At 73.1% G+C, this 26,883-nt stretch carries 24 protein-coding genes and 1 riboswitch; of the genes, 11 read left to right on the top strand and 13 right to left on the bottom strand.

Features of this window, described 5'->3' with window-relative positions:
* Positions 1–67: 67 nt before the first annotated feature.
* The 7 genes from EV562_RS12985 to bioB form a co-directional block, all read right to left on the bottom strand.
* Positions 68–1,081: a hemolysin family protein gene (locus tag EV562_RS12985; protein WP_133886933.1), complete on the bottom strand. Its 1,014-nt coding sequence runs from the start codon at positions 1,079–1,081 to the stop codon at positions 68–70.
* On the bottom strand, positions 1,078–2,466 hold the full coding sequence (locus EV562_RS12980) for a hemolysin family protein (protein ID WP_133886932.1): 1,389 nt from the start codon (positions 2,464–2,466) through the stop codon (positions 1,078–1,080). The genes EV562_RS12985 and EV562_RS12980 overlap by 4 nt, the downstream gene beginning before the upstream one ends.
* Positions 2,467–2,548: 82 nt before the next feature.
* The gene (locus tag EV562_RS12975; protein WP_133886931.1) at positions 2,549–2,974 is read right to left on the bottom strand and encodes a GNAT family N-acetyltransferase; all 426 of its coding nucleotides are present in this window, start codon (positions 2,972–2,974) and stop codon (positions 2,549–2,551) included.
* A gap of 165 nt (positions 2,975–3,139) precedes the next feature.
* Positions 3,140–3,817, bottom strand: a complete 678-nt coding sequence (locus tag EV562_RS12970; RefSeq protein WP_133886930.1) for a class I SAM-dependent methyltransferase — start codon at positions 3,815–3,817, stop codon at positions 3,140–3,142.
* 294 nt (positions 3,818–4,111) lie between these two features.
* On the bottom strand, positions 4,112–4,828 hold the full coding sequence (gene bioD / locus EV562_RS12965) for a dethiobiotin synthase (RefSeq protein WP_133886929.1): 717 nt from the start codon (positions 4,826–4,828) through the stop codon (positions 4,112–4,114).
* A gap of 1 nt (position 4,829) precedes the next feature.
* Positions 4,830–6,116 (bottom strand): adenosylmethionine--8-amino-7-oxononanoate transaminase, encoded by a 1,287-nt coding sequence (locus tag EV562_RS12960; protein ID WP_133886928.1) that lies wholly within the window; start codon positions 6,114–6,116, stop codon positions 4,830–4,832.
* Positions 6,109–7,353: a biotin synthase BioB gene (gene bioB / locus EV562_RS12955; RefSeq protein WP_133886927.1), complete on the bottom strand. Its 1,245-nt coding sequence runs from the start codon at positions 7,351–7,353 to the stop codon at positions 6,109–6,111. Before bioB ends, EV562_RS12960 begins: the two co-directional genes overlap by 8 nt.
* Positions 7,354–7,503: 150 nt before the next feature.
* On the opposite strand from bioB, the gene EV562_RS12950 reads away from it, so the two are divergent.
* The gene (locus EV562_RS12950) at positions 7,504–8,631 is read left to right on the top strand and encodes an 8-amino-7-oxononanoate synthase (RefSeq protein WP_133886926.1); all 1,128 of its coding nucleotides are present in this window, start codon (positions 7,504–7,506) and stop codon (positions 8,629–8,631) included.
* A 42-nt stretch (positions 8,632–8,673) separates the two neighbouring features.
* On the opposite strand, the gene EV562_RS12945 is transcribed toward EV562_RS12950, so the two are convergent.
* Both EV562_RS12945 and EV562_RS12940 read right to left on the bottom strand, forming a co-directional pair.
* Positions 8,674–8,904 carry a DUF397 domain-containing protein gene (locus EV562_RS12945; RefSeq protein ID WP_133887057.1) on the bottom strand — a complete coding sequence of 77 codons (231 nt, stop codon included), beginning with the start codon at positions 8,902–8,904 and terminating at the stop codon, positions 8,674–8,676.
* Between the two features lie 21 nt (positions 8,905–8,925).
* Entirely contained in the window at positions 8,926–9,786 is an 861-nt protein-coding gene (locus EV562_RS12940) for a helix-turn-helix transcriptional regulator (RefSeq protein ID WP_133886925.1), read from the bottom strand.
* A 216-nt stretch (positions 9,787–10,002) separates the two neighbouring features.
* On the opposite strand from EV562_RS12940, the gene EV562_RS12935 reads away from it, so the two are divergent.
* Entirely contained in the window at positions 10,003–10,515 is a 513-nt protein-coding gene (locus tag EV562_RS12935) for an ATP-binding protein (RefSeq protein ID WP_133886924.1), read from the top strand.
* Here the strand turns inward: EV562_RS12935 and EV562_RS12930 are convergent.
* A complete protein-coding gene (locus EV562_RS12930; protein WP_133886923.1) occupies positions 10,486–10,959 on the bottom strand; it encodes a C40 family peptidase in 474 nt (157 codons plus the stop codon). The two genes, EV562_RS12935 and EV562_RS12930, sit on opposite strands and share 30 nt — an antisense overlap.
* 3 nt (positions 10,960–10,962) lie before the next feature.
* Positions 10,963–11,185, bottom strand: a riboswitch (cyclic di-AMP (ydaO/yuaA leader).
* A 550-nt stretch (positions 11,186–11,735) separates the two neighbouring features.
* Here EV562_RS12930 and EV562_RS12925 point away from each other — a divergent pair.
* The 7 genes from EV562_RS12925 to EV562_RS12895 all read left to right on the top strand — a co-directional run bounded on the left by EV562_RS12925 (position 11,736) and on the right by EV562_RS12895 (position 18,153).
* Positions 11,736–12,038 (top strand): urease subunit gamma, encoded by a 303-nt coding sequence (locus tag EV562_RS12925; RefSeq protein WP_133886922.1) that lies wholly within the window; start codon positions 11,736–11,738, stop codon positions 12,036–12,038.
* Between the two features lie 13 nt (positions 12,039–12,051).
* On the top strand, positions 12,052–12,363 hold the full coding sequence (locus EV562_RS12920) for an urease subunit beta (protein WP_133886921.1): 312 nt from the start codon (positions 12,052–12,054) through the stop codon (positions 12,361–12,363).
* Positions 12,356–14,077: an urease subunit alpha gene (locus tag EV562_RS12915; protein WP_133886920.1), complete on the top strand. Its 1,722-nt coding sequence runs from the start codon at positions 12,356–12,358 to the stop codon at positions 14,075–14,077. Before EV562_RS12920 ends, EV562_RS12915 begins: the two co-directional genes overlap by 8 nt.
* A gap of 8 nt (positions 14,078–14,085) precedes the next feature.
* The gene (locus tag EV562_RS12910; RefSeq protein WP_133886919.1) at positions 14,086–14,760 is read left to right on the top strand and encodes an urease accessory UreF family protein; all 675 of its coding nucleotides are present in this window, start codon (positions 14,086–14,088) and stop codon (positions 14,758–14,760) included.
* Positions 14,761–14,948: 188 nt separating this feature from the next.
* Positions 14,949–15,626, top strand: a complete 678-nt coding sequence (gene ureG, locus EV562_RS12905; RefSeq protein ID WP_133886918.1) for an urease accessory protein UreG — start codon at positions 14,949–14,951, stop codon at positions 15,624–15,626.
* Positions 15,623–16,387, top strand: coding sequence for an urease accessory protein UreD (locus EV562_RS12900; RefSeq protein ID WP_133887056.1), 765 nt, complete (start codon positions 15,623–15,625; stop codon positions 16,385–16,387). Before ureG ends, EV562_RS12900 begins: the two co-directional genes overlap by 4 nt.
* A 152-nt stretch (positions 16,388–16,539) precedes the next feature.
* Positions 16,540–18,153 (top strand): alpha/beta hydrolase, encoded by a 1,614-nt coding sequence (locus EV562_RS12895; protein ID WP_133886917.1) that lies wholly within the window; start codon positions 16,540–16,542, stop codon positions 18,151–18,153.
* Between the two features lie 62 nt (positions 18,154–18,215).
* Here EV562_RS12895 and EV562_RS12890 read toward each other — a convergent pair whose 3' ends face one another.
* Positions 18,216–19,250 carry an NAD-dependent epimerase/dehydratase family protein gene (locus EV562_RS12890; protein ID WP_133886916.1) on the bottom strand — a complete coding sequence of 345 codons (1,035 nt, stop codon included), beginning with the start codon at positions 19,248–19,250 and terminating at the stop codon, positions 18,216–18,218.
* 113 nt (positions 19,251–19,363) lie between these two features.
* The gene (locus EV562_RS12885) at positions 19,364–20,086 is read right to left on the bottom strand and encodes a lysophospholipid acyltransferase family protein (protein WP_133886915.1); all 723 of its coding nucleotides are present in this window, start codon (positions 20,084–20,086) and stop codon (positions 19,364–19,366) included.
* Positions 20,087–20,303: 217 nt separating this feature from the next.
* Here EV562_RS12885 and EV562_RS12880 point away from each other — a divergent pair, with 217 nt between their 5' ends.
* Both EV562_RS12880 and EV562_RS12875 read left to right on the top strand, forming a co-directional pair.
* Positions 20,304–21,749 carry a helix-turn-helix transcriptional regulator gene (locus tag EV562_RS12880; RefSeq protein WP_133886914.1) on the top strand — a complete coding sequence of 482 codons (1,446 nt, stop codon included), beginning with the start codon at positions 20,304–20,306 and terminating at the stop codon, positions 21,747–21,749.
* A 253-nt stretch (positions 21,750–22,002) separates the two neighbouring features.
* Entirely contained in the window at positions 22,003–25,203 is a 3,201-nt protein-coding gene (locus EV562_RS12875) for a M20/M25/M40 family metallo-hydrolase (protein ID WP_133886913.1), read from the top strand.
* Positions 25,204–25,303: 100 nt separating this feature from the next.
* Here the strand turns inward: EV562_RS12875 and proP are convergent, their stop codons facing one another.
* Positions 25,304–26,818 (bottom strand): glycine betaine/L-proline transporter ProP, encoded by a 1,515-nt coding sequence (gene proP, locus EV562_RS12870; RefSeq protein WP_133886912.1) that lies wholly within the window; start codon positions 26,816–26,818, stop codon positions 25,304–25,306.
* Positions 26,819–26,883: the final 65 nt, after the last annotated feature.

The following is a 26,883-nucleotide window of genomic DNA, read 5'->3' as shown; positions in this document are numbered from 1 at the left end:
CCCCTGCACATACCCGCCGGTCGGTCGCCCTCCGCGGACAGGTCCGGACGGCCCGGGTCCACCGGGGTCACGTCGGCTGCCCGAACAGCTCCCGCAGGACGTCCTCCATGGTCACCAGGCCCGCGAGCCGCCCGTCGGAGCCGAGGACCGCCGCCAGGTGGGTGCGGCTGCGCCGCATGGCGGTCAGGACGTCGTCCAGCGGGGTGCGCTCGCGTACCCGGGCGATGGGACGCATGTCCTGCAACCGGAACGGCAGGTCGCGCGGCGAGGCGTCCAGGGCGTCCTTGACGTGCAGGTAGCCGACGATCCGCCGCCCGTCGTCCACCACCGGGAAGCGGGAGAACCCCGACTGCGCCGACAGCCGCTCCAGCTGCTCCGGGGTGATGCCCACGCGCGCGTGGACGACGCGCTCCAGCGGCAGCACCACGTCCCGCACCGGCCGCCGGCCCAGCTCCAGGGCGTCGTGCAGGCGCTCCCGGGCCCGGTCGTCGATCAGACCGGCCTCGCCCGCGTCCTTGACGATCTCCGCCAGCTCGGTGTCCGTGAAGGTCGCCGCCACCTCGTTCCTGGCCTCGACCCTGAGCAGCTTGAGCAGCCCGTTCGCGAAGGCGTTGACCGTGAAGATCACCGGACGCAGTGCCCGGGACAGCGCCACCAGCGGCGGCCCGAGCGCCAGCGCGCTGCGCACCGGCTCGGCCAGCGCGACGTTCTTCGGCACCATCTCGCCGAGCAGCATGTGCAGATACGTCGCCAGCGCCAGGGCGATCACGAAGGACACCGCGTGACCCGCGCCCGAGGGCACCCCCACCGCGTGGAACACCGGTTCCAGCAGATGCGCGATCGCCGGTTCCGCGACCACGCCGAGGACCAGCGTGCACAGCGTGATGCCCAGCTGTGCCGCCGCCAGCAGCGCCGACACGTGCTCCAGTCCCCACAGCACGCGTTTGGCTCGGGTGTCGCCCTCTTCGGCGTACGGCTCCACCTGGCTGCGGCGCACGGAGATCAGGGCGAACTCGGCGCCCACGAAGAACGCGTTGACGACCAGCGTCGCCAGGCCGATCAGCAGCTGTACCGCGGTCACCGCCGAGCCTCCCCTTCGTCGTCCCCGCCGCCGGGACCGGTGCCGGCCGCCCCGTCGGCGCCCTCGGCGCGGTCGGCGCCGTCGAGGGGTGCGTGCATCAGCACCCGGGCGGCCCTGCGTCCCGTGGCGTCCACGACGTCCAGCCGCCAGCCGGAGACGTCGAGGCGGTCACCGACCGAGGGGATACGCCCCAGGCCCGCCGCCACCAGCCCCGCGACCGTCTCGTACGGTCCTTCGGGCACCCGCATCCCCAGCCGCTCCAGCCGGTCCACGCGCGCCGAGCCGTCGGCCCGGTACAGCGCGCGCCCCTCCTCGTCCGTGCCGGCCGGGTCCAGCTCGGGCGTCTCGTGCGGGTCGTGCTCGTCCCGGACCTGTCCCACGACCTCCTCGACGATGTCCTCCAGCGTCGCCACGCCCGCCGTCCCGCCGTACTCGTCGATCACCACGGCCATCGTGCGCCGCCCGGAGAGCCGGTCCAGCAGCCGGTCGACGGTCAGCGACTCGGGGACCAGCAGCGGCTCGCGCATCAGGTCGGCGACCGGCATGCCGGGCCGTCGCTCGGCGGGCACCGCCAGGACGTCCTTGACGTGCGCCGTCCCCACCACGGCGTCGAGGGTGTCCCGGTAGACGGGGAACCGGGACAGGCCCGTCGCCCGCGTCGCGTTCGCCACGTCCTCGCAGGTGGCCCGCGCGTCCAGGGCCACGACCTGGACGCGCGGGGTCATCACCTGCTGCGCCGTCAGGTCGGCGAGGTTCAGGGTGCGCACGAACAACTCGGCGGTGTCGGCCTCCAGCGCGCCCTCCTTGGCCGAGTGCCGGGCCAGCGCCGCCAGCTCCTGCGGCCCGCGCGCGGACGCCAGCTCCTCGGCGGGCTCCACGCCGAGACGGCGTACGACACGGTTGGCGGTGTTGTTCAGGTGGGTGATGAAGGGCCGGAAGGCGGTGCTGAACCAGCGCTGCGGGCCGCCCACCCGCTTGGCCACGGTCAACGGTGAGGAGATCGCCCAGTTCTTCGGCACCAGCTCGCCGACGATCATCAGGAAGAGCGTCGACAGGGCCGTGCCCAGCACCAGGGCCAGCGAGGACGCCGCCGAACGGGACATGCCCAGGTCCTCCAGCGGACCCGAGATCAGCGCCGCGACCGACGGCTCGGCGAGCATGCCGACCACCAGGTTGGTGACCGTGATGCCGAGCTGCGCGCCGGAAAGCTGGAACGTCAGGTTCCGGACGCCCTTGAGGGCGCTCGCCGCGCCCCGTTCGCCCCGCGCCGCGGCCCGCTCCAGTTCGCCCCGTTCGACGGTGGTCAGCGAGAACTCGGCCGCGACGAAGGCGCCGCACGCGAGCGACAGCAGGATCGCCACCAGCAGCAGGAGCACTTCGGTCATCGGGTCACCTCGGATCCATGATCGGCCAGGACCCGGAGATTCGCCCGATGTTCAATTCTTCAACCTTTCGTCCCGCGGCCACTCAGCCGGCGAGGTGCTTCACCCAGCGCCGCCACTGCTCCTGCGGCTCGTACCCGGCGGCCCGCCAGGCATGCTGGGCCCGCTCGTTGCGCACCAGCACCATCGCGTCCCCGCGGCGCCCGCCGAGCCGTACGAACCGCTCGTCGGCCGCCGCGAGGAGGGCCGAGCCGATGCCCTGACGCCGGTGGTCCGGGTGCACCGCCAGCCGGTACAGATGGCACCGCCAGCCGTCGAAGCCCGCGATCACCGTGCCCACCAGCCGCCCGTCGCGCTCCGCGAGGAGCAGCGCCTCGGGGTCGCGGGTCACCAGGCGCTCCACGCCGTCCCGGTCGTCACTGATGCTCGTTCCCTCGGCGGCCGTCTTCCAGAAGGCCAGTGCCGCGTCGACATCCTCGGGGGCGGCGGGCCGTATGCGCAGTTCGGTCATGCCGTGATCCCAGCATGATCGTTCAGGTCCCGTGCGGCGATTCCGGCATGCGGACCGGTGCGGCACGCGCGGCCCGGTCGCCGTTGACCAGGGCACGCCCGCCCGCCGGGTGGGCGCCGGGACCGGGACGGACTGCGCCGGTGGAGCGGCTGACCGCGGGGCGCCTCAGGCGGGCCGCCAGGCCGTGCCCTGGACGCAGTACGAACTCGGCAGGGCCGGCCCGTTCTCCGGCATCATCACGCGCCGGTAGGGCCCGAGGGTGAACCCGGCCTCCCGCAGCGCGGCCACCGGCTCGCGGGACAGGTGGCAGCCGCCGGACAACGGGGGCCACAGCGTCCGGTCCAGCGCGCGCTGGGCCGACGTCATCACCCGGCCGCCGCCCCTGCCGTGCTCGAAGAACCGCACCTGTCCGCCGGGCCGCAGCACGCGCCGCAGCTCCGCGAGCGCCCGCGGCACGTCCCGGACGCTGCACAGCACCAGCGAGACCACGGCCGCGTCGAAGGCCTCGCTCTTGACGGGCAGGGCCTCCGCGGTGCCCGGCGCCACGTCCACCGGAACCCGGGCACGCAGCGCCGCCTCCACCGCCAAGTGCCGCAGCACGCGCTCCGGTTCGATGGCGACCACCTCGGAGACGGTGTCCGGGTAGTGGGAGAAGTTCAGCCCGTTGCCCGCACCGACCTCGATCACCCGCCCGGACAGCCCGGTGAGCAGCCGCTCGCGCACCCGGGCCATGCCCATCCGGGTCTCGGCGTTCACACTGATCCGGGCGTAGCAGCGGGCGAACAGCGGATGGTGCACGGCGTCCCGCGGCACCCCGCGGGCCCGGACGGATCGCAGCGGCATGGGACCTCCCTCACGAGGTGGCGCCTTACCGCGATTGTCCCCCGCACCGGCCCCGCGCACCCCCCGGCGGGAGAGAGTCCCTCGCCCCACCCCGCGACGGTCCCGCCCGCGCCCGCGCCCGGAGGCCCCCGGGCTCACGCCGGGCGCGTGGCGCTTTTCCGCCCCCGGGCCGGCGGCGGTGCCGTGCGGGTGAGAGGTCCGCCTGCCGCCTGCCGCCTGCCGCCTGCCGCCCGCCGCCCGCCGCGGGCCGTGCCGTAGCGGCGGGCGGGCGGGCCCGGGGGCCCCGGGCCCGGGTCAGGAGGCGTGCCGGGTGCCGAACGCGTCCGCGTCCCAGGTGCCCTCCAGCGGGGGTGCCAGCCAGGCGGGTGCCGCCGAGCGGAAGGCGGCCGGAGCGAGGGCGCCCGCTCCGGCGGGCACGGCGCCCAGCAGTGGGGCACCGGTCACGTCCGGCAGGTCCGCGAGGTTGCAGCGGGAGGCCAGGTCCGGGGAGCCGGGCCAGCTGCCGATCACCAGGCCCGGCAGGTCCAGCCCCCGGGAGCGCAGTTCACGCGCCGTCAGCTCCGTGGTGTTCAGCGTGCCCAGCCCCGCCGACGTCACCACCAGCACCGGTGCGCCCAGCAGACCGGCGACGTCCGCGAGGGTCCCGCCGGCCGCGTCGAAGCGGACCAGAAGACCGCCCGCGCCCTCGACCAGGACCAGGTCGTGCTCGGTGGCCAGCTTGGCGGCGGCCTCCGCCACCTCGGACGGGCGCACCGGCGGCAGCCCGGCCCGGCGTGCGGCCGTGCCCGGTGCCAAGGGCTCAGGGAACCTGGCCACCTCGGCGACCGTGACGTCCCCCGCGAGCCGTGCCACCTCCTGCGCGTCCCCGGCCTCGTCCGGTCGCACGCCGGTCTGCGCCGCCTTCAGGACGGCCACGGACCGGCCGCCCGCCAGGGCCGCCGCGGCGACGGCGGCCGTCACGACCGTCTTGCCGACCTCCGTGCCCGTGCCCGTGATCACCAGTACCGGCATGTCATCCCTCCCGTGCCGCCGCGCACACCGCGCGGGCGATGCGTGCCACGTCCGCGTCACCCGTGACGTACGGCGGCATCGTGTAGACCAGGTCGCGGAACGGCCGCAGCCACACGCCCTCGCGCACGGCCGCCTCCGTCGCGGCCCGCATGTCGACGGGGTGGTCCAGCTGCACCACCCCGATCGCGCCGAGCACCCGCACGTCCCGCACCCCGGGCAGCGCGGCGGCGGGCGCTAGGCCGTCGACCAGGCCGGCCTCGATCCGCTTGACCTCCGCGAGCCAGTCCTGCCCGAGCAGCAGCCCGATCGACGCGCAGGCCACCGCCGCGGCCAGCGGATTGCCCATGAACGTCGGCCCGTGCGCCAGCACCGGCACCTCGCCCCGCGAGATCCCCTCGGCCACCCGCGAGGTGCACAAGGTGGCCGCCATCGTCAGATAACCGCCGGTCAACGCCTTGCCCACGCACATCACGTCCGGCGTCACCGCCGCGTGGTCCGCGGCGAACAAGGCACCCGTGCGCCCGAACCCGGTGGCGATCTCGTCGAACACCAGCAGCACGTCGTGCGCGTCGCAGGCCTCGCGCAGCACCCGCAGATACGCGGGGGAGTGGAACCGCATCCCGCCCGCACCCTGCACCACCGGCTCGACGATCACCGCCGCCAGTTCGCCGGCGTGCCGCTCGATCAGCGACCGCAGGTGGTCGGCGTAGGCCTCCTCGTACTCCGCCGGAGGCGCGTCCGCGAAGACCTGGCGCGGCAGGACGCCCGACCACAGCTCGTGCATCCCGCCCTCCGGGTCGCACACCGCCATGGGCTGCCAGGTGTCGCCGTGGTAGCCGCCGCGCCAGGTGAGCAGGCGCCGCTTGCCGGGACGGCCGAGCGAACGCCAGTACTGCAGGCACATCTTGACGGCGACCTCGACCGAGACCGAGCCGGAGTCGGCCAGGAACACGTGCTCGAGACCCTCGGGCGACATGTCGACAAGGAGCTTCGCCAGCCGTACGGCGGGCTCGTGGGTGAGCCCGCCGAACATGACGTGGCTCATCCGCTCCAACTGCCCGCGCGCGGCCTCGTTCAGCACCGGGTGGTTGTAGCCGTGGATCGCCGACCACCAGGACGACATCCCGTCGACCAGCTCGCCGGAGCCGTCGGCAGGCCGCAGGCGCACCCCGCTCGCCGACTCCACGACGAGCGGGTCCTGCCGGCCGGGCATGGGGCCGTACGGGTGCCAGACGTGCCGCCGGTCGAGCGCGAGCAGCTCGGCGACGTCCGTCGCGGGCTCAGGCATTGGGCGCGAGGTCCGTGCCGGCGCCGCGGCGGCGCACCGCCACCAGGTCCGTACGGGGCTCCTCGGCGGGGCGCGGCGCCGAGGACACGGGGGCGCACACTCCGCCGCCCGCGTGCGAGCCGCAGCCTCCGGCACCCTCCGCATCCGCGTGTGAGCCGCAACCCTCCGCATCCGCGTGCGAGCCGCAACCGCCGGCATCCGCGTGCGAGCCGCAGCCGCCGCCCCGCACCGAGGCGCGGTGCTCCGGCAGCGTGACCTCGCCGGCGCCCTCCACCTCGAAGCCGGCGTCCGCGATCATCTCCAGGTCGGCATGGCCCGCCTGGCCCTCGCTGGTCAGGTAGTCGCCCAGGAAGATCGAGTTGGCGAGGTGCAGGGCGAGCGGCTGCATCGTGCGCAGGTGGACCTCGCGCCCGCCCGCGATGCGCACCTCCACGTCCGGGCAGACGAAGCGCGTCATCGCCAGGATGCGCAGGCACCGCTGCGGGGTGAGGTGCCACTCCTTGGCCAGCGGGGTGCCCTCCATCGGGATCAGGAAGTTGACCGGCACCGAGTCCGGGTCCAGCTCGCGCAGCGAGAAGACCACGTCGACCAGGTCCTCGTCGCTCTCGCCCATGCCCGCGATGAGGCCGGAGCAGGCGGACAGCCCGGCCGCGTGCGCCTTGTTCACCGTGTCCACCCGGTCGGCGTACGTGTGCGTGGTCGTGATGTCGCCGTACGTCGACTCGGAGGTGTTGAGGTTGTGGTTGTAGGCGTCGGCGCCCGCCTCGCGCAGCCGCTCCGCCTGCCCGTCGGAGAGCAGCCCCAGGCAGGCGCACACCTCGACGGCCTCGTTCTGCTCCTTGATGGCCCGGATGGTGTCCGAGACCCGGTCCACGTCCCGGTCGGTCGGGCCGCGCCCGCTGGCCACCAGGCACACCCGCTTGGCGCCCCCGGACACCCCGGCCGCGGCCGCCGCGGAGGCCTGGTCGGGCTTGAGCCAGGTGTACTTGAGGATCTCCGCCTTGGAGCCCAGCCGCTGCGAGCAGTACGAGCAGTCCTCGGGGCACAGGCCCGACTTGAGGTTGACGAGGTAGTTGAGTTTCACCCGCCGGCCGAACCAGTGGCGGCGCACCTTTCCGGCCGCGGCCACCACGTCGAGCAGGTCGTCGTCGGAAGTGGCGAGGACGGCGAGCGCCTCCTCGCGGCTCGGCGTCTCGCGCCGAAGCCCCTTGTCCACCAGCGTGTTCAGCAGGTCCATGAGAGCCGATCCTGTCCTAAGGGGCCGTCCGCGGCCAAGGAGACTTTGCACAACACTGACAGATCGACGTGTGGGTATTGCCACACCTCGCGGGGGTGGCCGGACCGCTAATGTCTGTCCATTGCCTACAAAACCCCGGAGGGCCGCCCCATGGCGTTCGGCTGGATCGACGAGCAGGCGCGGGTACGCCGCGAGGCAGGGCTCGTACGGATTCTGCGCCCACGTCCGGCGGCGTCGCCGCTGCTGGACCTGGCGAGCAACGACTACCTGGGGCTGGCCCGCCACCCCGAGGTCGTCGAAGGGGCGGTGCGGGCCGCGCGGACCTGGGGCGGCGGCGCCACCGGCTCACGGCTCGTGACCGGCACCACCGCGCTGCACACCGAACTCGAGCGCGAACTGGCCGCCTTCTGCGGGTTCGAGGCGGCTCTGGTCTTCTCCTCCGGCTACGCGGCCAACCTCGCCGCCGTCACCGCGCTGGCACCGCACGGCAGTCTCGTCGTCTCCGACGCGGGCAACCACGCCTCTCTGATCGACGGCTGCCGACTCGCCCGCGGCACCACCCGGGTCGTGGAGCACGCCGACCCCCAGGCCGTGCGCAAGGCACTGGCGGAGCACGGCGGGCCCGCCGTGGCCGTCTCCGACACGGTCTTCTCGGTCGACGGCGACGCCGCGCCGCTGGCCGAACTCGCCGCCGTCTGCCGGGAGTACGGCGCCGGTCTGATCGTGGACGACGCCCACGGGCTCGGCGTCCTCGGCGGCGGCGGCCGGGGCGCCCCGCAGGGGGCGGGGCTCGCGGGCCGGGACGACGTCGTCGTGACCGTCACGCTGTCCAAGTCGCTCGGTGCCCAGGGCGGCGCCGTGCTCGGCCCCGCCCGGGTGATCGACCACCTGGTCAACGCGGCCCGCACGTTCATCTTCGACACCGGACTCGCCCCCGCCGCCGCGGGGGCGGCCCTCGCGGCGCTCGCACTGCTGCGCCGCGAGCCGGAGCGCGCGGGGCGGGCCCGCGCGGTCGCCGACGGACTGCACGCGCGCCTGACCGCCGCGGGGCTGGACGCGGTACGTCCGGACGCCGCGGTCGTGTCGGTGCGCGCGCCCTCCCCGGAGGCGGCCGTGCGGTGGGCGGCCGACTGCCGAGCGGCCGGCCTGTCCGTGGGCTGCTTCCGCCCTCCATCGGTGCCCGACGGCATCTCACGGCTCAGGCTGACCGCTCGCGGAGATCTCACCGCGGAGCAGGTTGAACGCGCTGTACGGGTGATCGTCGAAGCGCGGCCATGAGTCGGCGTGACACGGCCGTGCGTCGTCCGGCGTCCGGTGCGGTCAGCCCTGGTGGACGCCGGTCGTGAACGCCGTCCAGCTCTCGGGGGAGAAGAGCAGGGCGGGCCCGGCCGGGCTCTTGGAGTCACGTACGGCCAGCAGCCCGGCCCAGGGGCCGGCCGACGCACGTGCCGTCTCCACACAGTTGTTCGCGCCGGTGCTGTAGCTGCTGCGCAGCCACCGGGCGCCGGGCAGATCGGTGCTGACGGGGATGTTCCGGGGACGTGCGGACATGGAGCCTGACATGGTGCCTCCTTACGCGCCTGCCGCGGTCGCGGCGATGAAGTCCAACGAGTCCTCGGGCGAAAGGGCATGGATCAGAAGGGCGTCGAAGGCCTCGGTGTAGGCCTCTAGGTCTTCTTTCCGTTCGAGGTGCAGGCTACTCGTCAAGTGGTCGAGAACAACCACGTCGAGATCAGAAGTGCTCGAAAAGGAGAAGATTACGAAAGGGCCGGTGACGCCGATGTGCGCCCCGGCGGCAAAGGGCAGGACCCGGAGCCGGACATGGGGCAGTCGCGCGGCCTCGACCAGTCTGTCCAGCTGACGTGCCATCACCTCCGGTCCGCCCACCTCCCGGCGCAGCACCGCCTCGTCGAGGACCGCGCTCAGTTCCAGCGGCGGCTCGCCGCGCAGCACGTCCTGCCGGGCCAGCCGGACCTCCACCAGCGCGTCCAGCCGCGCCGCCGGCATCCCGTCCACCGCGGCCCGTGTCACCGCGCGGGCGTACTCCGGCGTCTGGAGCAGGCCCGGGACCACCGTGGTCTCCAGCGTGCGCATCGCGCTGGCCTGCGACTCCAGGCTGATGTAGTCGCGATAGGTCGGGGGCAGCACCCCGCGGTAGGCGTGCCACCAGTGGTTGCGGCCGCCCGCGTCCTCGGAGCGGGCCAGCATCACCAGCAGGCCCCGCAACTGTTCGTCGTCCACCCCGTAGACGTCCAGGAGTAACCGCACGTCGGCCGGTTTCGCACCGCTCGTGCCGGTCTCGATCCGGCTGACCTTCGACTGGTGCCAGCCCGCGAGCCGGGCCGCCTCCCCGCTGGTGATGCCCGCCGACGTGCGCAGGGCGCGCAGTTCCGCGCCCAGCTTGCGGCGGCGCACCACGGGACCGTGCTGCATGGGACAACTCCCTTACTCCTTATGAGCCGCCCAAATACGCTCTGCCGTCGCAGAGTTCACCGCTTCGAGCGACAGATATATGCATATCTTGGGGGATCGCCGCCCTTCACGGGCCTGGTGATGGCACTCTGGCGGCGAAGCACCAGTCCGGGACCGTACTCGAACCATCTCCTCCGTGTCGGGCCTGCGGTCCCGTGAGAAAGGGACGACGTCGCCATGGCAGACCATCTGGAAGCATCCGTCACTCTGCCGAGCGATCCCGCCTCGGTGGCCGCCGCGCGGACCTACGCGGTCGGCACCCTGGCGGAATGGGGGCTGCCGACCGACGCGGACCTGTCCGAGACCGTCCGCCTCGTCGTCTCCGAGCTGGCGACCAACGCGGTCCAGCACACGCTCGGGCAGTCGCCCACCTTCACGGTGGACCTCGTCCTCGACCGTGACGAGCGACTGCGCGTCGGTGTCACCGACAGCCATCCGCGCTTCCCCAAGCGGCTGCCCGCCGCCGTGCAGCAGGACAACGGGCGGGGCATGGTGATCATCCGCTGGCTGACCGCCGAGTGCGGCGGCAGCCTGAGGGTCCGGCCCACGCGCGAGGGCGGCAAGACCGTCTCCATCGAACTGCCCTGGACGCCCCCGGACGGTACGGGTGCACCCGCGGGAGTGACGGCGGGGCAGAACGCCGTCACTCCCGCGGGCGGACTACTTGACCCGGCCGTACCAGACGCTTGAGGTCCAGATCTTCTGCAGGCGCACCACGTCCCCGGTCTTCGGGGCGTGCCAGAGTCTGCCTTTGCCGGCGTAGATGCCGACGTGGTAGACGCTCGGTCCGGAGTGGAAGAACACCAGGTCGCCGACCTTGCGCTTGGCGGCGGAGACATGGCGGGTCTTGTTGTACTGCTGAGCCGCGGTGCGCGGCAGCTTCTTCCCGGCCTTCTTGAACGAGTACAGCGTCAGACCGGAGCAGTCGAACCGGTGCGGGCCGATGGCCCCCCAGCGGTACGGGGATCCCTTCTTCGAGGCCGCGATCTTGAGGGCTTTCGTCGCATGGCTCGCCGCGGCCGCCTCCGAGGCGACGCTGGGGACCACGACGGAACCGCCCACGGCGGCGAGGGTGAGAGCCGAGGCCGTACCGGCACGAGCCATCAGCGACGGGACACGATTGAGCGCGGACATGCGCAACCCTTCGTCAGCCGCCTGTGAAGGATGACCTGTCGGATTCGGGCTGGCGAAGTTGCCCGGCCGCACGAGTGCGGCTTCACCCCAAGGACCGCTCGGCCCGGTGCCTCTCGCGAGGACGGCCGTGCCGGCGACCCGTCGTGCTCGGGTCCTCCACTCCTGCCGATCCACTTCCCTTGCGACCGGTCGTCCGGACGGCGGCAGGACTCGGCGTCCGCCCGGACCGCCCCGCCGCTGCGGCGGGGTCTTGTCGTCAGTCACGGATCTTGTCCCGCCCCGAGGGGAATTCCCAACGGAACGTGCCTTTTGTGTTGTTACGTGGCGCTCGTCCGTTCGGGTTGCCGCCCCGTGTCGCGGACGGCGGCGAGCGTGGCGGCGGCCCCGGGACCAGCGGCGGAGTGCGGCGTCGTCCCGGCCGGACGTCCGGCGGCGCAACTTCGGCGGGTCGCCGATCGGAGGTGTTCCTACGCCGAAGGGGGGTAAGCCGTTTGGTCCGTTTCGGTCCGGGACCGTCCGGACCGGTGGCGGGGGACCGGAACCCGTCCCGAGCGCGGGCATGCGGAAGCAAGCCGATGGCACCGGTAATCAATCGGTCAAAACCGGGTCACGTGGCCGTAACACTCTAGCCCTAGTCTGCACCCCGATCCACCTGCGGTTTTCCATGTAGCGGTAGGTTAATTCCAGCCTGTTCCTGTGTGTTACATCTAGAACCGTCGCGGTGGCCGCGGCAGCCGGACCCTTCGGTCCCGGCGTCATGCCCTGTGAGGTGGTACATGCAACTGACCCCGCACGAGCAGGAGAGACTGCTCATCCATGTGGCGGCGGACGTGGCGGAGAAGCGCCGCGCACGAGGCGTCAAGCTCAATCATCCCGAGGTCGTCGCGCTGATCACCGCGCACATCCTCGAAGGCGCCCGGGACGGGCGCGGCGTCGGCGAACTCATGTCCTCCGGGCGCAAGCTGATCCAGCGCGACGAGGTCATGGAGGGCGTCCCCGAGATGATCCACGACGTGCAGGTCGAGGCCACCTTCCCCGACGGCACCAAGCTGGTCACCGTCCACGAGCCGATCCTCTGACGGGGCCGCAGTCGTGATCCCCGGAGAGATCCTTTTCGCCGACGGCCCGGTCGCCTTCAACGAAGGCCGGGAAGCCGTCCGCATGACCGTGCTCAACACCGCCGACCGGCCCGTTCAGGTCGGCTCCCACTACCACTTCGCCGAGGTCAACCCCGGTCTCGAGTTCGACCGCGCCGCGGCGCACGGCAGGCGGCTGGACATCGCCGCCGGCACCGCCGTCCGGTTCGAGCCCGGCATTCCCGTCGACGTGCGGCTGATTCCCCTCGGGGGCGCCCGTGTCGTCGTGGGTCTGCGCGGCGCGACCGGAGGTGCCCTCGATGCCTGAACTGTCCCGACCCGCCTACGCCGACCTGTTCGGCCCGACGACCGGCGACCGGATCCGCCTCGCCGACACCGACCTCCTGGTCGAGATCGAGGAGGACCGCTCGGGCGGTCCCGGCCGCTCCGGGGACGAAGCCGTCTTCGGCGGCGGCAAGGTGCTGCGCGAGTCCATGGGCCAGGGGCGCACCACCCGCGCCGAGGGCGCCCCCGACACCGTGATCACCGGCGCCCTGATCATCGACCACTGGGGTGTGGTCAAGGCCGACATCGGCATGCGCGACGGACGGATCACCGGCATCGGCAAGGCCGGCAACCCGGACACCATGGACGGCGTCCACCCCGACCTGGTCATCGGCCCGGAGACCGAGGTCATCGCGGGCAACGGCAAGATCGTCACCGCGGGCGGCATCGACACCCACGTCCACTTCATCGCGCCGAACGCCGTCGACGAGGCGCTGGCGTCCGGCATCACCACCCTCATCGGCGGGGGCACGGGCCCGGCCGAGGGCAGCAAGGCGACCACCGTGACGCCCGGGGCCCGGCACCTCGCCTGGATGTTCGCCGCGATGGAGTCGAGCCCCGTCAACATCGGCTTCCTCGGCAAGGGCAGCACCATGTCGAAGGAGTCGATGCGCGACCAGCTGCGCGCCGGCGTCCTCGGCTTCAAGATCCACGAGGACTGGGGTGCGACCCCCGCCGTCATCTCCGCCTGCCTGGACGTCTGCGAGGAGTCCGGCGTCCAGCTCGCCGTCCACACGGACACCCTGAACGAGTCCGGCTTCGTCGGTGACACCTTCGACGCGGTCGCGGGCCGCACCCTGCACGCCTTCCACGTCGAGGGCGCCGGCGGCGGGCACGCACCCGACATGATCACCGCGGTGTCGCTCCCCAACATGCTGCCGGCGTCCACCAATCCGACCCGGCCGCACACCGTCAACACCGTCGAGGAACACCTCGACATGCTGATGGTCTGCCACCACCTCAACCCGGCCGTCCCCGAGGACCTGGCCTTCGCCGAGTCCCGGATCCGGCCCAGCACCATCGCGGCCGAGGACATCCTGCACGACATGGGGGCGATCTCCATCATGTCGTCGGACGCCCAGGCCATGGGCCGCATCGGCGAGGTGATCCTGCGCACCTGGCAGACCGCGCACGTGATGAAGCGGCGGCGCGGCTTCCTGCCCGGTGACACCCGTGCCGACAACCTGCGCGCACGTCGCTATGTCGCCAAGTACACCATCAACCCGGCCGTCGCCCAGGGCATCGAGCACGAGGTCGGTTCCGTGGAGACAGGCAAGCTCGCCGACCTGGTGCTCTGGGACCCCCGCTTCTTCGGGGTGAAGCCGCAACTGGTCATCAAGGGCGGTCAGATCGCGTACGCGCAGATGGGCGACGCCAACGCCTCCATCCCCACCCCGCAACCGGTCCTGCCGCGCCCGATGTTCGGGGCGCTGGGGGCCGCCCCCGCGACCAACTCGGTCAACTTCGTCTCCGAGCAGGCCGTCGCGGACGGGTTGCCGGGGCGGCTGGGACTCGGACGGGAGTTCGTGCCCATCCGGTCCACGCGCGGGCGTACGAAGGCCGACATGCGGCAGAACGACGCGCTGCCCCGCGTGGAGGTCGCCGCGGACTCCTTCGCGGTGACCATCGACGGTGAACTCGTCGAGCCCGCTCCCGTCGACGAACTGCCGCTGGCCCAGCGGTACTTCCTCTTCTGAGCGCCCGGATGAGCCGCGCAGCACTGCTCGTCCTCGCCGACGGCCGCTTCCCCGCCGGAGGGCACGCCCACTCCGGCGGGGCGGAGGCCGCCGTCCGGGCGGGCCGCGTCACCGACGCCGCCAGCCTGGAGGCGTTCTGCCGGGGGCGGTTGCACACCAACGGAGTGGTCGCGGCCTGCGTGGCCGCGGCCGCCGCGCTCGGTGCCGACCCCGGCGAACTCGACCGGGCCGCCGACGCCCGCACCCCGTCGCCCGCCCTGCGGGTGGCGGCGCGCAGACTGGGGCGGCAGCTGACGCGGGCCGCCCGCTCGACCTGGCCGAGCCCCGAACTCGACGCCCTGGCCTCGGCGTTCCCCAAGGGCGCCCATCAGCCCGTGGTGCTGGGGCTGGCCGCGCGCGCGGCCGGTCTCGGGGCGCTGGACGCGGCGTACTGCTCGCTCTACGAAGGGGTGAGCGGACCCGCGACGGCCGTCGTGCGGCTGCTCGGCCTCGATCCGTTCGACGCGACGGGAGTGCTGGCGCGGCTCACGGGCGAGGTGGACCGGATCGCCGCGGACGCCGTGGAGGTGGCGGAACGGGTGGTGACCGACGGGGTCGACCTGCTGCCCGCGCGGTCCGCGCCGTTGCTGGAGATCGGGGCGGAGGCGCATGCCGCCTGGCCGGTGCGGTTGTTCGCCTCGTAGGCGGGATCGCCCCCGCCGCCCCTCCCCGTACCCAGGGGCTCCGCCCCTTCGACCCCGCCAGGGGGCTCTGCCTCCTGGACCCCTTCGGCCTGGGCCCCTTCGGCACGGAGCCCTTCGCTCTGGAGGGCCTTGTCCGCAAGCAGCCGGACGGGCTGGAGGGCCGACACCGACTTCGACAGGAGCCGTTCATGCACCTTGACCACCACCTCGAGACCCCCGCCGCCGTCTCCGCCGACGCCCGGCGGCCCGACGGGACCCGTCGCGCGCTGCGGATCGGGCTCGGCGGGCCCGTCGGGTCCGGGAAGACCGCCACCGTCGCCGCGCTGTGCCGGGCGCTGCGGGAGGAGTTGTCCCTCGCCGTGGTGACCAACGACATCTACACCCGGGAGGACGCCGAGTTCCTGCTCCGCGAGGCGGTGCTGCCGCCCGAGCGGATCACCGCCGTGGAGACCGGCGCCTGCCCGCACACCGCGATCCGGGACGACATCTCCGCCAACCTGGAGGCCGTCGAGGACCTGGAGGACGAGGTCGGGCCGCTCGACCTGGTGCTGGTGGAGTCCGGTGGGGACAATCTCACCGCCACCTTCTCCAGGGGGCTCGTCGACGCGCAGGTGTTCGTGATCGACGTGGCGGGCGGCGACGACATCCCGCGCAAGGGCGGCCCGGGGGTCGCCACCGCCGACCTGCTGATCGTGAACAAGACGGACCTCGCACCGTACGTCGGCTCCGATCTCGCGCGGATGGCCGCCGACGCCAAGGCGGCCCGCGGCGAACTCCCCGTCGTCCTGCAGTCGCTGCGCGGCGAGGACGGGGTCCGGGAGGTCGCCGACTGGGTACGGGAGCGGATCGCCGCGTGGACCGCGTGACCACCGCACCGGGCGGCGTCCGGGCCCGCGCCCGCATCCTCGCCCGCGGCGACGGACGGGGCGGCACCGTGCTGCCGGTGCTGGAGGGCGAGGGGCCCCTGGCCGTGCGGCGGACCCGGGGGAGCGGTGCCGAGGCCCGGGTGATGCTGGTCGGCGCGATGAGCGGGCCGCTCGGCGGCGACCGGTTCGAGGTGGCGGTCCACGCGGCCGAGGGGGCAAGGCTGCGGGTCGGGTCGGCCGCCGCCACGCTCGCGCTGCCCGGACAGGACAAGACCGGCGCCCGCTACGACGTCCGGCTCACCGTGGACGACGACGCCGAACTGTGCTGGCTGCCGGAGCAGCTGATCTGCGCCGACGGCAGCGACCTGGCCGTCACCACGACGGCCGACCTCGCCGCCGGGGCGCAGCTGCTGCTGCGCGAGGAGCAGGTGCTCGGACGTTCCGGTGAGGAACCCGGCCGCCTCACCAGCCGTCTGACCGTACGGATCGACGGCCGGTGCGTCCTCGACCAGGAGCTGGCCTGCGGGCCCGGCGCGCCGGGCGGCTGGGACGGGCCCGCCGGACTGGCCGGGCACCGCGCGGTCGGCCAACTGGTGGTCGTGCGACCGGAGTTCGCCGAGGCGCCGCCGACTGCCCGAATGTACGAGGAGGGTGCGGCCGTCATGCCGCTCGCCGGGCCCGCCGCCCTGGTCAGCGCGGTGGCGCCCGATGCGCTGCGGCTGCGGCGGCTGCTGGACGGGGCGCTGGCCTCGCTGGACTGAGCCTCCCGGCGCGGGCCGCCCGACGGTTCCGCCGATCGAACGCGTTTCTCCGTTTATCGGATTGGTAAAGAAGTAGCACCACCTCTGTTCTCAGTAATCCCACAGCCGCGAGGATCCCCGTACTTGTCGCGAACACGTACGGGGAGGGCCACTTGAGGAAGAGCAGCATGCGGCGGAGGGCGACCGCGATCGGCTCGGCCGGAGCGCTGGTCACGGCCACGCTGATAGCCGGCGCCGTCTCGGCACCCGCCGCGAGCGCCACCCCGGCAGGCGGGCACGGCCACGCGCGGGGCCAGGACCGGGAGGCACGCGGTGCCGCCATCGCCGCGGCCCTCGCCGCCCGGGCCGGCATCGACTGGCAGGACTGCGCCGCCGACTGGAACCTGCCCAAGCCCATCCAGTGCGGCTACGTCACGGTGCCGTTGGACTACGCCAAGCCGTTCGGCAAGCAGATCAAGATCGCGGTCGACCGCATCGGCAACACCGGGGGCAAGAGCGCGCGCCAGGGCGCCCTCATCTACAACCCCGGTGGCCCCGGCGGCTCCGGTCTGCGCTTCCCGGCCCGCGTCACGGGCAAGAACGCGGTGTGGGCCAAGACCGCCGAGGCCTACGACTTCGTCGGGTTCGACCCGCGCGGCGTCGGCCACTCCGCGCCCATCTCCTGCGTCGACCCGCAGGAGTTCGTCAAGGCGCCCAAGGCGGACCCCGTGCCCGGCTCCGAGGCGGACAAGCTCGCCCAGCGCAAGCTGGCCCGCGAGTACGCCGAGGGCTGCTTCGAGCGCAGCGGCGAGATGCTGCCGCACATGACCACGCCGAACACCGCGCGCGACCTCGACGTCGTCCGCGCGGCACTCGGCGAGAAGAAGCTCAACTACCTCGGCGTCTCCTACGGCACCTACCTCGGTGCCGTCTACGGCACCCTCTTCCCGGACCACGTCCGCCGCATGGTCGTCGACAGCGTCGTCAACCCGTCCCGCGACAAGATCTGGTACCAGGCCAACCTCGACCAGGACGTCGCCTTCGAGGGCCGCTGGAAGGACTGGCAGGACTGGGTGGCCGCGAACGACGCCACCTACCACCTCGGCGACACGCGCGCCGAGGTCCAGGACCAGTGGCTGAAGCTGCGCGCCGCGGCCGCGAAGGAGCCGCTGGGCGGCGTCGTCGGTCCGGCCGAGCTGATCTCCTTCTTCCAGAGCGCCCCGTACTACGACTCCGCCTGGGCGCCGACCGCGGAGACCTTCAGCAAGTACGTCGCCGGTGACACCCAGGCCCTCGTCGACGCCGCGGCGCCCGACCTGTCCGACACCGCGGGCAACGCCTCCGCGGAGAACGGCAACGCCGTCTACACGGCCGTCGAGTGCACCGACGCCAAGTGGCCCACCGACTGGAGGACCTGGGACCGGGACAACACCCGGCTGCACCGCGACCACCCGTTCATGACCTGGGCCAACGCCTGGATGAACCTGCCGTGCGCCACCTGGCCGGTCAAGCAGCAGACCCCGCCGGACGTGAAGACCGGCAAGGGACTTCCGCCGGTGCTGATCGTCCAGTCGGAGCGGGACGCGGCCACCCCGTACGACGGCGCCGTCGAACTGCACCAGCGGTTCAAGGGCTCGCGCCTGATCACCGAGCGGGACGCCGGCTCGCACGGCGTCACCGGGCTGGTCAACCCGTGCGTCAACGACCGTGTGGACACCTACCTGCTCACCGGCAAGCTGGACGGCCGTGACGTGACCTGCGCGCCGCACGCCACGCCCAAGCCGTAACCCGGCCCACGCGAGAGGGGGCGGCCGGTCGCACCGGCCGCCCCCTTCGTCGTGTCCGGTGCTCAGCCGGACCGGCCCGCCAGCCAGGCGTCCTCCGCCGCGTAGTCGAAGAGGTCGCCGTACGTCGTGAACATCCTCGGGTACGCCTCCCGCCAGTCCCGCCCGGCCAGCCGCTCCTCCAGGAAGGCCACCGTCTCCGGCAGGCTCTCGGCGTAGCGGACCACCGGGCGGTAGCCCAACTGCTCCCGCGCCGCGCTCATGTCGCACACCACCGGCGACGGTGTGCTCCACGGGGTCTCGCCCACACCGTCCACCGGCGGCGGACCGTCCACCAGCACGTCCCGCACCTCGACGCCCATCACCGCGTCGATCGCCGCCGCGATCTCCGCCACCGTCGGGGCGTCCGGGTCCACCGCGTTCAGGACGCGCGTGCCCGGCCGGGCGGCCGCCAGCCGGATCAGCTCGGCGATGTTGCGGACGCTCGCCGGGTGGAAGCGGCTCGCCCCGCCGTACGCGAGCACGCGCCGGCGCCTGCCGTCGAGGTTGCGCTTGACGAAGTACAGCTCGCGCGGGCTCCGGCAGTGCGGCCCGTGGATCGCGCCCGCCCGCAGGAGCGTCACCGGCAACCGGTCGCCGGCCGCGAGGAGTTCCCGCTCCAGCGCCACCTTGCGGGTGCTGTACGAGGTGTCGCCCGGAGGTACGGTGCGCTGCGTCTCGGGGACCGGCACCGGGTACTCGGGGAAGCCGCCGGGCTCCGCCTGCGTGTCGAAGCCGCGGCCCTTGTCGTCCTCGTAGACCGACACGCTGGAGATCGCCACCGCCGAGCCCACCCGCCCGGCGAGCGAGACCAACTGCCGTGCGTGCGGCTCCCCGTAGGCCACCATGTCCACCAGGACGTCACAGCCCTCGCCCACCGCGGCCGACAGCGCCGCGTCGTCCTCCCGGTCGGCCCGCGCCACCCGTACCTCCGCGGGCCAGCGCGCGTCCCTCTCGCCGCCGCGCGAGACGGCCGTCACCTCCCAGCCGTCCCGGGCCAGCGCGTCGACCGCCGCCCGTCCGATCTGCCCCGTCGCCCCGACCACCACTGCATGCGTCATGCGACGACCGTAGGCGCACCGCGGCCCGCCGGGCCACGACCTCTGCCGACGGCAGAGGAGGTGACCACGGGGGGCCACCACGAGGGAGCCGCCGCAGACGCGGCTCGCGGCGCCTACCGGTGCGGCAGCCGGGGGAACCTCCGGCCCTGGGCCGCCTTCCCGGCCTCCTCCGCCTTCACGTCCGCCGCGTAGCGGTCGACGTACTCCTGCCCGGACAGCGTGAGGATCGCGTGGACGATCTCGTCCGTGACGGCGCGCAGCACGGCCTTCTCACCCTCCATGCCCGCGTAGCGGGAGAAGTCGAGGGGCTCGCCGAAGCGGATCACCACCGGGTGCAGCTTCGGGATCTTGCGGCCCGGCGGCTGCGCCTCGAACGTGCCGATCATCGCGCAGGGCACGACCGGCACCCCGGCCCTGATGGCCATCACCGCGACACCGACCTTGCCCTTGTAGAGCCGGCCGTCGTGCGAGCGGGTGCCCTCCGGGTAGATGCCGAGCAACTCGCCCCGGTCCAGCACCCCGAGACCCTCGCGGATCGCGGCCTTCCCCGCCTCCTTGCCGGAGCGGTCGACGGGGATCTGGCCCGCGCTGCGGAAGAAGAACGCGGTCAGCCTGCCCTTGAGGCCCGGCCCCGTGAAGTACTCGGCCTTGGCGAGGAAGGTGATGCGGCGCTTGAGCACCGCGGGCATGAGGAAGTGGTCCGAGAAGGAGAGGTGGTTGCCCGCGACGATGGCCGCGCCCGACCCCGGCACATGGTCCAGGCCCTCGATGCGGGGGCGGAAGACGACCCTCAGCAGCGGACCCAGCAGTACGTACTTGAGCACGTAGTAGAACACGGTGTGTCTCCCAGTTCTCCGGGCTCCCGGCCGGCCGTCCGTGACCGGTGATCGATCGTAGCCCGACCACGCCGGAACCGGACGGGACCGGTTCGGCCGCTCTTCGGTCAACTCGATTGACGCCGTACACCCCGTCCTCTGTGCTGTCCGGTGACGGAACACGCGCGGCCCGGGCGGCGCGCGCGGACCGCTGCGGGGCGCGACCGCGGGAGGGCGGATGACCGGTGGACCGGCGCGGACGGCGGGGACCTCGTGGGCGGAGTTCGGGCGGCAGTTGCGCTCCCTTCGCAGGGCGGCCGGGTTGACCCAGCTGCAACTCGGCCTGCGGATCGGCTACCACCACTCGGCCGTGAGCAAACTGGAGGCGGGCCTGCGCGAGCCGCCCGCGGGCCTGGTGCGCCGGCTCGATGCGGTACTGGAGACCGGCGGCCGGCTCGCCGCGATCGTCGCCGCGCCGCACGAGGTGCCGAGACGACCGGGCCGGTTTCCGGCGGACCCGGCACTGTTCGCGCCGCTGCCCGGCGCGGACGATCCCGGCGGCCGGGAGGCGCCGGACCCCGGGATGTGGCCCGCCCGGCTGCCCGCCGAGGGCCTGGTGTGCCCGCTGCACGGCACCGCGGGGTGCGCGGTGCCCGGGCCGGGGGAGTTGCCTGGGCTGCTCGGCCGGCTCGGTCCGGCGGGCGGCCTGGGCCCGGGGCGGGGCGCGGGCACGGAAAGGGGCGCGGGCGGCGTCCGGGCGGCGGTCGCCGAGGCGGAGTTGCTGCACGGCCTCACCGCCGTCCTCGCCTGTCTCATCCGCGAGGCATTCCGGTACGGGGGACGCGTGACGGCCGTCGAGGGACTGCTGCGGGCCCTGGCCCGCTGGGCCGGTGAGGTCAACTCCGCCGGGCGGCTGCCGTACGGGCAGTTGCGGCTCGGCGCGCAGTACGCGCAGGTCGCCGGACGGCTGCGGATGGAGCGCGGGCAGACCGGCGTGGCGATGGCCTGGTTCGGCCACGGTCTGCGCTGGGCGGACGCCGTCCGGGACGCGCCGGCCCGCGCCACGCTGCTCAGCGACATGTGCACCCTGGTCCGGCTCGACGGGGACCCCTCGTCGATGCTCGGGTACGCGCAGGGCATCGGCGCCGTGGACGGGCGGCGCCGGTGGACGGCCACCCTGTCGGACCTCTACCAGGCGCGCGGCCACGCCCTGGCGGGCGACGCGGCGCAGAGCCGCCGTCACATCACCCTGGCCCGGCGGGGGTTCGCCCGCCTCGGCCCGCAGGACCTCCTGGAAGCGCCGTGGATGGCAGGGGCCGAGGGCGCGATGCGGGTCGACTCGGCGATCGGCGGCGCCCTGCGCGACCTCGCCGTGGCGACCGGGGACCGGGCCGCGGCCAGGCGCGCGGTCGACGCCACCGCACGCTCGCGGGCGCAGGTGCCGCCCCAGATGCGGGGCGCGCGGCTGCTGCTCACCCTGCGCCTGGCGGACAGCTGGGCGTGTGCCGGCGATCCCGGCGCCGCCGTCGCCCTGGCCTCGGAGGTCCTGCCGGAGGCCGTGCGCTCGCGCGAGTCGATGGTCACCGCCGAACTGCGTGGCCTGCACAGCCGGCTCACCGGGAGGTGGGCCGACCTGCCGGAGGTCCGTGAGTACCGCCGGCGGCTGCTGGACGCGGGGGAGTGAGCGCCGGGGACCGCGGCTTCGCAGGGCGGGCCGCTCGCGAGGCGCACCCCCGCTTGCCGGATTTTGACAGGTCCGTACCAGCCCCGCGGAGCCGTTGCTTCCGCCGCGGCGGGGTGTGAGGGTTCCGCCAGCCCGTGACATGACATGCAACGGACATCCGTAGGACGCGCTCCCGCACCCCGGGGAGCGCGTCCGGCAGGTCACGGCCCGGGCCGGCCCGACAGGCGCCTCCCCACTCTCACAAGGAGCCACGATGCTCAGACAGACCGCGGTGGCCGGGACAGTCCTGGCCATGACGCTCGCAGGGGTGGTGGTACCGACCTCCCTCGCCTCGGCCTCGGAGCGGTCCGCGCCCTCCGCGGCGGAACCCACCCCCGTCGGGAAGGCCGTCGCCGCGGCCGACCGGGCCGTCCGCAGCGGCCTCGACGCCCTCGTCGCCGGCGGCCCGGACGAGCAGTACGACCGTCACCAGGTCATCCCCTGGGGCAAGGATCTGTTCTCCGTCGCCTACGAACGCACCTACCACGGGCTGCCGGTGGTCGGCGGCGACGCCGTCGTCCTCGCCGACGGCAAGGGCAGGGTGCGTGCCGTCCAGTCGGCCACCGAGGCCGCCGTCGCGGTACCGACCGAGGCCCGGATCAAGGCCGAGCAGGCGGTGCGGACCAGCCGCAAGCGGCTCGCCGACGTCGACGAGGCCGACTCCGGACGGCTGGTGGTCCGGGTCGCGGACGACGTGCAGACCCTGGCCTGGGAGACCGTGCTCGTCGGCACCACCGAGGAGCACGTGCCCAGCAGACTGCACGTCTTCGTCGACGCCCGCACCGGAAAGGTCGTCGACAGCTACGACGAGGTGAAGGCCGGCACCGGCCACAGCGAGTGGAACGGCCCGGACCCGCTGACCATCGACACCTCGCGCTCCGGCAGCCAGTACGCCCTGCGCGACACCACCCGCCCGGGCCTGCAGTGCTCGGACTACAACGGCGGCCTGTTCACCGGCCCGGACGACGACTGGGGCACCGGCAGCGCCTCCAGTCGCGAGACCGGCTGCGTCGACGTCATGTACGCGGCGCAGAAGGAGTCCGACATGCTCCGCGACTGGCTCGGTCGCAACAGCCACAACGGCAACGGCGGCAGCTGGCCGGTCCTCGTCGGCCTCGACCAGCTCAACGCCTACTGGGACGGCTCACGGGTCACCATCGGCCACAACAGCGCCGGCAAGTGGATCGCCGGCATGGACGTGGTGGGCCACGAGTTCGGCCACGGCCTGGACAGCAACACCCCCGGCGGCGCCAACCACGAGAGCGGCCTGGGAGAGGCCACCGGCGACATCATGGGCGCGCTGACCGAGGCCTACGCGAACCAGCCGGCCCCCTACGACACCCCCGACTACACCGTCGGCGAGGAGATCGACCTCCAGGGCCGCGGCCCGATCCGCAACATGTACAACCCCCGGCTGGTCAACAACGACCCCACCTGCTACTCCGCCTCCATCCCGAACACCGAGGAACACGCGGCCGCCGGCCCCATGAACCACTGGTTCTACCTCCTCGCCGAGGGCTCCAGCCCCGGCGGCGGCAAGCCCGCAAGCCCCACATGCGACGGCAGCCAGGTGACCGGCGTCGGCATCCGGAACGCCGGAAAGATCTTCTACGGCGGGATGCTCCTCAAGACCAGCGGCATGACCTACAAGCGGTACCGCACCGCCACCCTCACCGCGGCCAAGAACCTGGACGCCTCCTGCGACCTGTTCGACGCCACCAGGGCGGCCTGGACGGCGGTCGCCGTCCCGGCCCAGGGCGGCGACCCGACCTGCACCCGGCAGGAGACCGACTTCTCGCTGGCCCTGAGCCCCGCGAGCGGAAACGTCGAGGCCGGCTCCGCGGCCCAGGCCACGGTCGACACCAGCACCGTCGCCGGCGGTGCCCAGCAGGTGGCGCTGACGGCCACCGGCACCCCGCCCGGCGTCAGCGTCACCTTCAGCCCCTCGACGGTCACCTCCGGATCCAGCTCGACGATGCGCGTGACCACCGCCTCCGGCACCGCCGCCGGGACCTACTCGATCACCGTCAAGGGCACGGCGGGCAGCAGGAGCCACACCGCGCAGTACACCCTCACCGTCGGCGGCGGCACCGGCCCGGGCACGCCGCCCGACGTCGACGTCGCCCAAGTGCAGGCCCACCTCGCGCAGTTCAACTCGATCGCCGCTCAGAACGGCGGCAACCGCCGGTCCACCGGCACCGGGTACGGCGCCTCCCTCGCGTACGTGAAGGGCAGGCTCCAGGCGGCCGGCTACACCGTCACCGAGCAGACCTGCACCTCCGGCTGCGCCGCGGGCGCGGGCAACAACCTCGTCGCCGAGTGGCCCAAGGGCGACGCGAACAGCGTCTACATGTTCGGCGCCCACCTCGACGGCGTCGCGGCCGGCCCCGGCATCAACGACAACGGCTCCGGTTCCGCCGCGCTCCTGGAGACCGCGCTCACCCTGGCGAAGCAGAACCCCACCATGAAGAGCCGGGTCCGCTTCGCCTGGTGGACCGACGAGGAACAGGGCCTCAACGGCTCCGACTTCTACGCCCGGAACCTCACCTCGACCGAGCGCGCCAGGATCAAGGCGTACTACAACTTCGACATGGTGGCCTCCGTCAACGGCGGCTACTTCATCAACAACCTGGCCTCGGCGGCCTCCGCCCCGATGCGGGAGTACTGGACCTCCCTCGGACTGGCCCCGCAGGAGAACGTCGAGGGCCAGGGCCGCTCCGACGACTACTCCTTCCAGCAGGTCGGCATCCCCACCTCCGGTTACGCCACCGGCGCCTCCGCGACCAAGTCCGCCTCGGAGGCCGCCAAATGGGGCGGCACCGCCGGCCGCTCCTACGACCCGTGCTACCACTCCGCCTGCGACACCACCGCCAACATCAGCGCCACCGCGCTGAACCGCAGCGCCGACGGCATCGCGTACACCATCTGGAAGACCGCCGTCGGCGACGCACCGAACCCGCCGGACGACTTCTCCCTCTCCGTGAACCCGTCCTCGGGCACGATCGCCCCGGGCGGCTCCGCGACGGTCACCGTGAACACCGCGACGACCGGCGGCGAAGCGCAGACCGTACGGCTGTCCGCGACCGGCGCGCCGACCGGCGTGAGCGTGGGCTTCAGCCCCGCCTCCGTCACCTCCGGCCAGTCCGCCACCGCCACCGTCCGGGTCGCCGCGGGCACGGCCGGCGGCACCTACACCCTGACCCTCACCGGCACGGGCACCGTCACGCACACCACCACGTACACCCTCACCGTGCCCGGCGACGGCGGCGGTGAGACCACCTGGCAGCCGGGAGCCACCTACGCGGCCGGTGATGAGGTGACCTACGCCGGCGTCCGCTACCGGTGCGTCCAGGGCCACACCGCCTACCCCGGCTGGGAGCCCCCGAACGTACCCGCCCTGTGGCAGCGCCTCTGACACCCCTGCGCCGGCACACACCCGGACACGCCTGACACGCCGACGGGGCGGTGGGGTTCACGAACGAACCCCACCGCCCCGTCCCCGCGCGCTCGCGGTGTCAGAACTTCGGCGTCGGCGCCTGCGCCTCGACGATCTCCGCGGCCTCCTCCTCGGTCCCCACCGCCGGCGGGGAGCCCGCCAGCGGCTTCTGGGCCGTCTCCCGCATGCAGGCCACGGCCACCACACCGACCAGCGCGGCGGCCATCGAGTAGTAGGCGGGCATCATGTCGGAGCCGGTCACGCTGATCAGGGCAGTGATCACCAGCGGTGTGGTGCCGCCGAAGATCGACGCCGACAGGTTGTAGCCGACCGAAAGGGACCCGTAGCGGACGTTGGTCGGGAACATCGCCGGGAGCGCCGCCGACATCGTGCCCAGCAGACAGACCAGTGACAGGCCGAGCATCAGCATGCCGCCCGAGACCGCGAGCAGACTGCCCTCCTGCACCAGGACGAAGGCCGGGGCGGACAGCACGAAGAAGCCGATCATGCCGGTCATCAGAAGGGGCTTGCGGCCGAAGCGGTCGGAGAGCCGGCCCACCTGGTTGATGATCAGCATCAGCAGCACCATCGTCGCCACCAGGATCATCAGACCGTGGCTCTCGCTGTAGTCCAGCTCGTCCGACAGGTACGTCGGCATGTACGACAGCAGCATGTAGTCGGTGATGTTGTAGGCGCCGACCAGCGCGATGCACAGCACCAGCGACCGCCAGTGGGTACGGAAGATCTTGGCGAGGTCGCCCCGCGCGGTGGTCTCCACCGCGTTCGCCGCCTCCGAGATGTGGACGTTGGAGTCCTCCAGCTTCAGGAAGGCAGGCGTGTCGTCCAGCTTCAGCCGCAGATAGATACCCACGATGCCCAGCGGCGCCGCCACCAGGAACGGGATCCGCCAGCCCCAGGCGTCCATCGTGTCGCTGCCCAGCCCCGCCGTCAGCGCGGTGACGAGAGTGGCGGCACCGGTGTACCCGGCGAGCGTGCCCAGCTCCAGGAAGCTGCCGAAGAAGCCGCGCCGCTTGTCGGGCGCGTACTCGGCGATGAAGGTGGAGGCGCCGCCGTACTCGCCGCCGGTGGAGAAGCCCTGGAGCAGGCGGAACAGGATCAGCAGCACCGGGGACCAGAAGCCGATCGAGTCGTAGCTGGGGATGAGCCCGATGGCCGCGGTGCCGATCGCCATGAGGATCATGGTCAGCGCGAGCACCTTCTTGCGGCCGATCCTGTCGCCCATCGGTCCGAAGACCATGCCGCCGATCGGCCGCACCAGGAACGCCACGGCGAACGTGGCGAACGAGGAGAGCAGCTGCGCGGTGTCACTCCCGGACGGGAAGAACACGCGGCCGATGGTGCCCGCGAGGTAGGCGTAGATGCCGAAGTCGAACCACTCCATGGCGTTGCCGAGAGAGGCGGCCTTCACGGCTCGCTTGACCGCGGCCTCGTCGGTGACGGTGATGTCCGACCGGCGCAACCGGGGGTTCTTCCGACGCTTGATCGCCCGGAAGAGGGCGGGGTGGCGGCGCACTGCCGCGGCGTCGGTCTCTGGGCCGTTGTCGGTGGGGGACGTGGCAGCCTCCCTTTCCACACGCAGACACTCCGGACGGAGCCTGCTGGGTCGTACGTCTCTCGGCTCGTACCCGTTCCCCCGAT

It is taken from the genome of Streptomyces sp. BK208, assembly GCF_004364245.1.
Classification (GTDB): Bacteria; Actinomycetota; Actinomycetes; order Streptomycetales; family Streptomycetaceae; genus Streptomyces.
The sequence above is the reverse complement of the archived record's forward strand: the minus strand, read 5'-3'. Positions and strand labels throughout refer to the sequence as shown.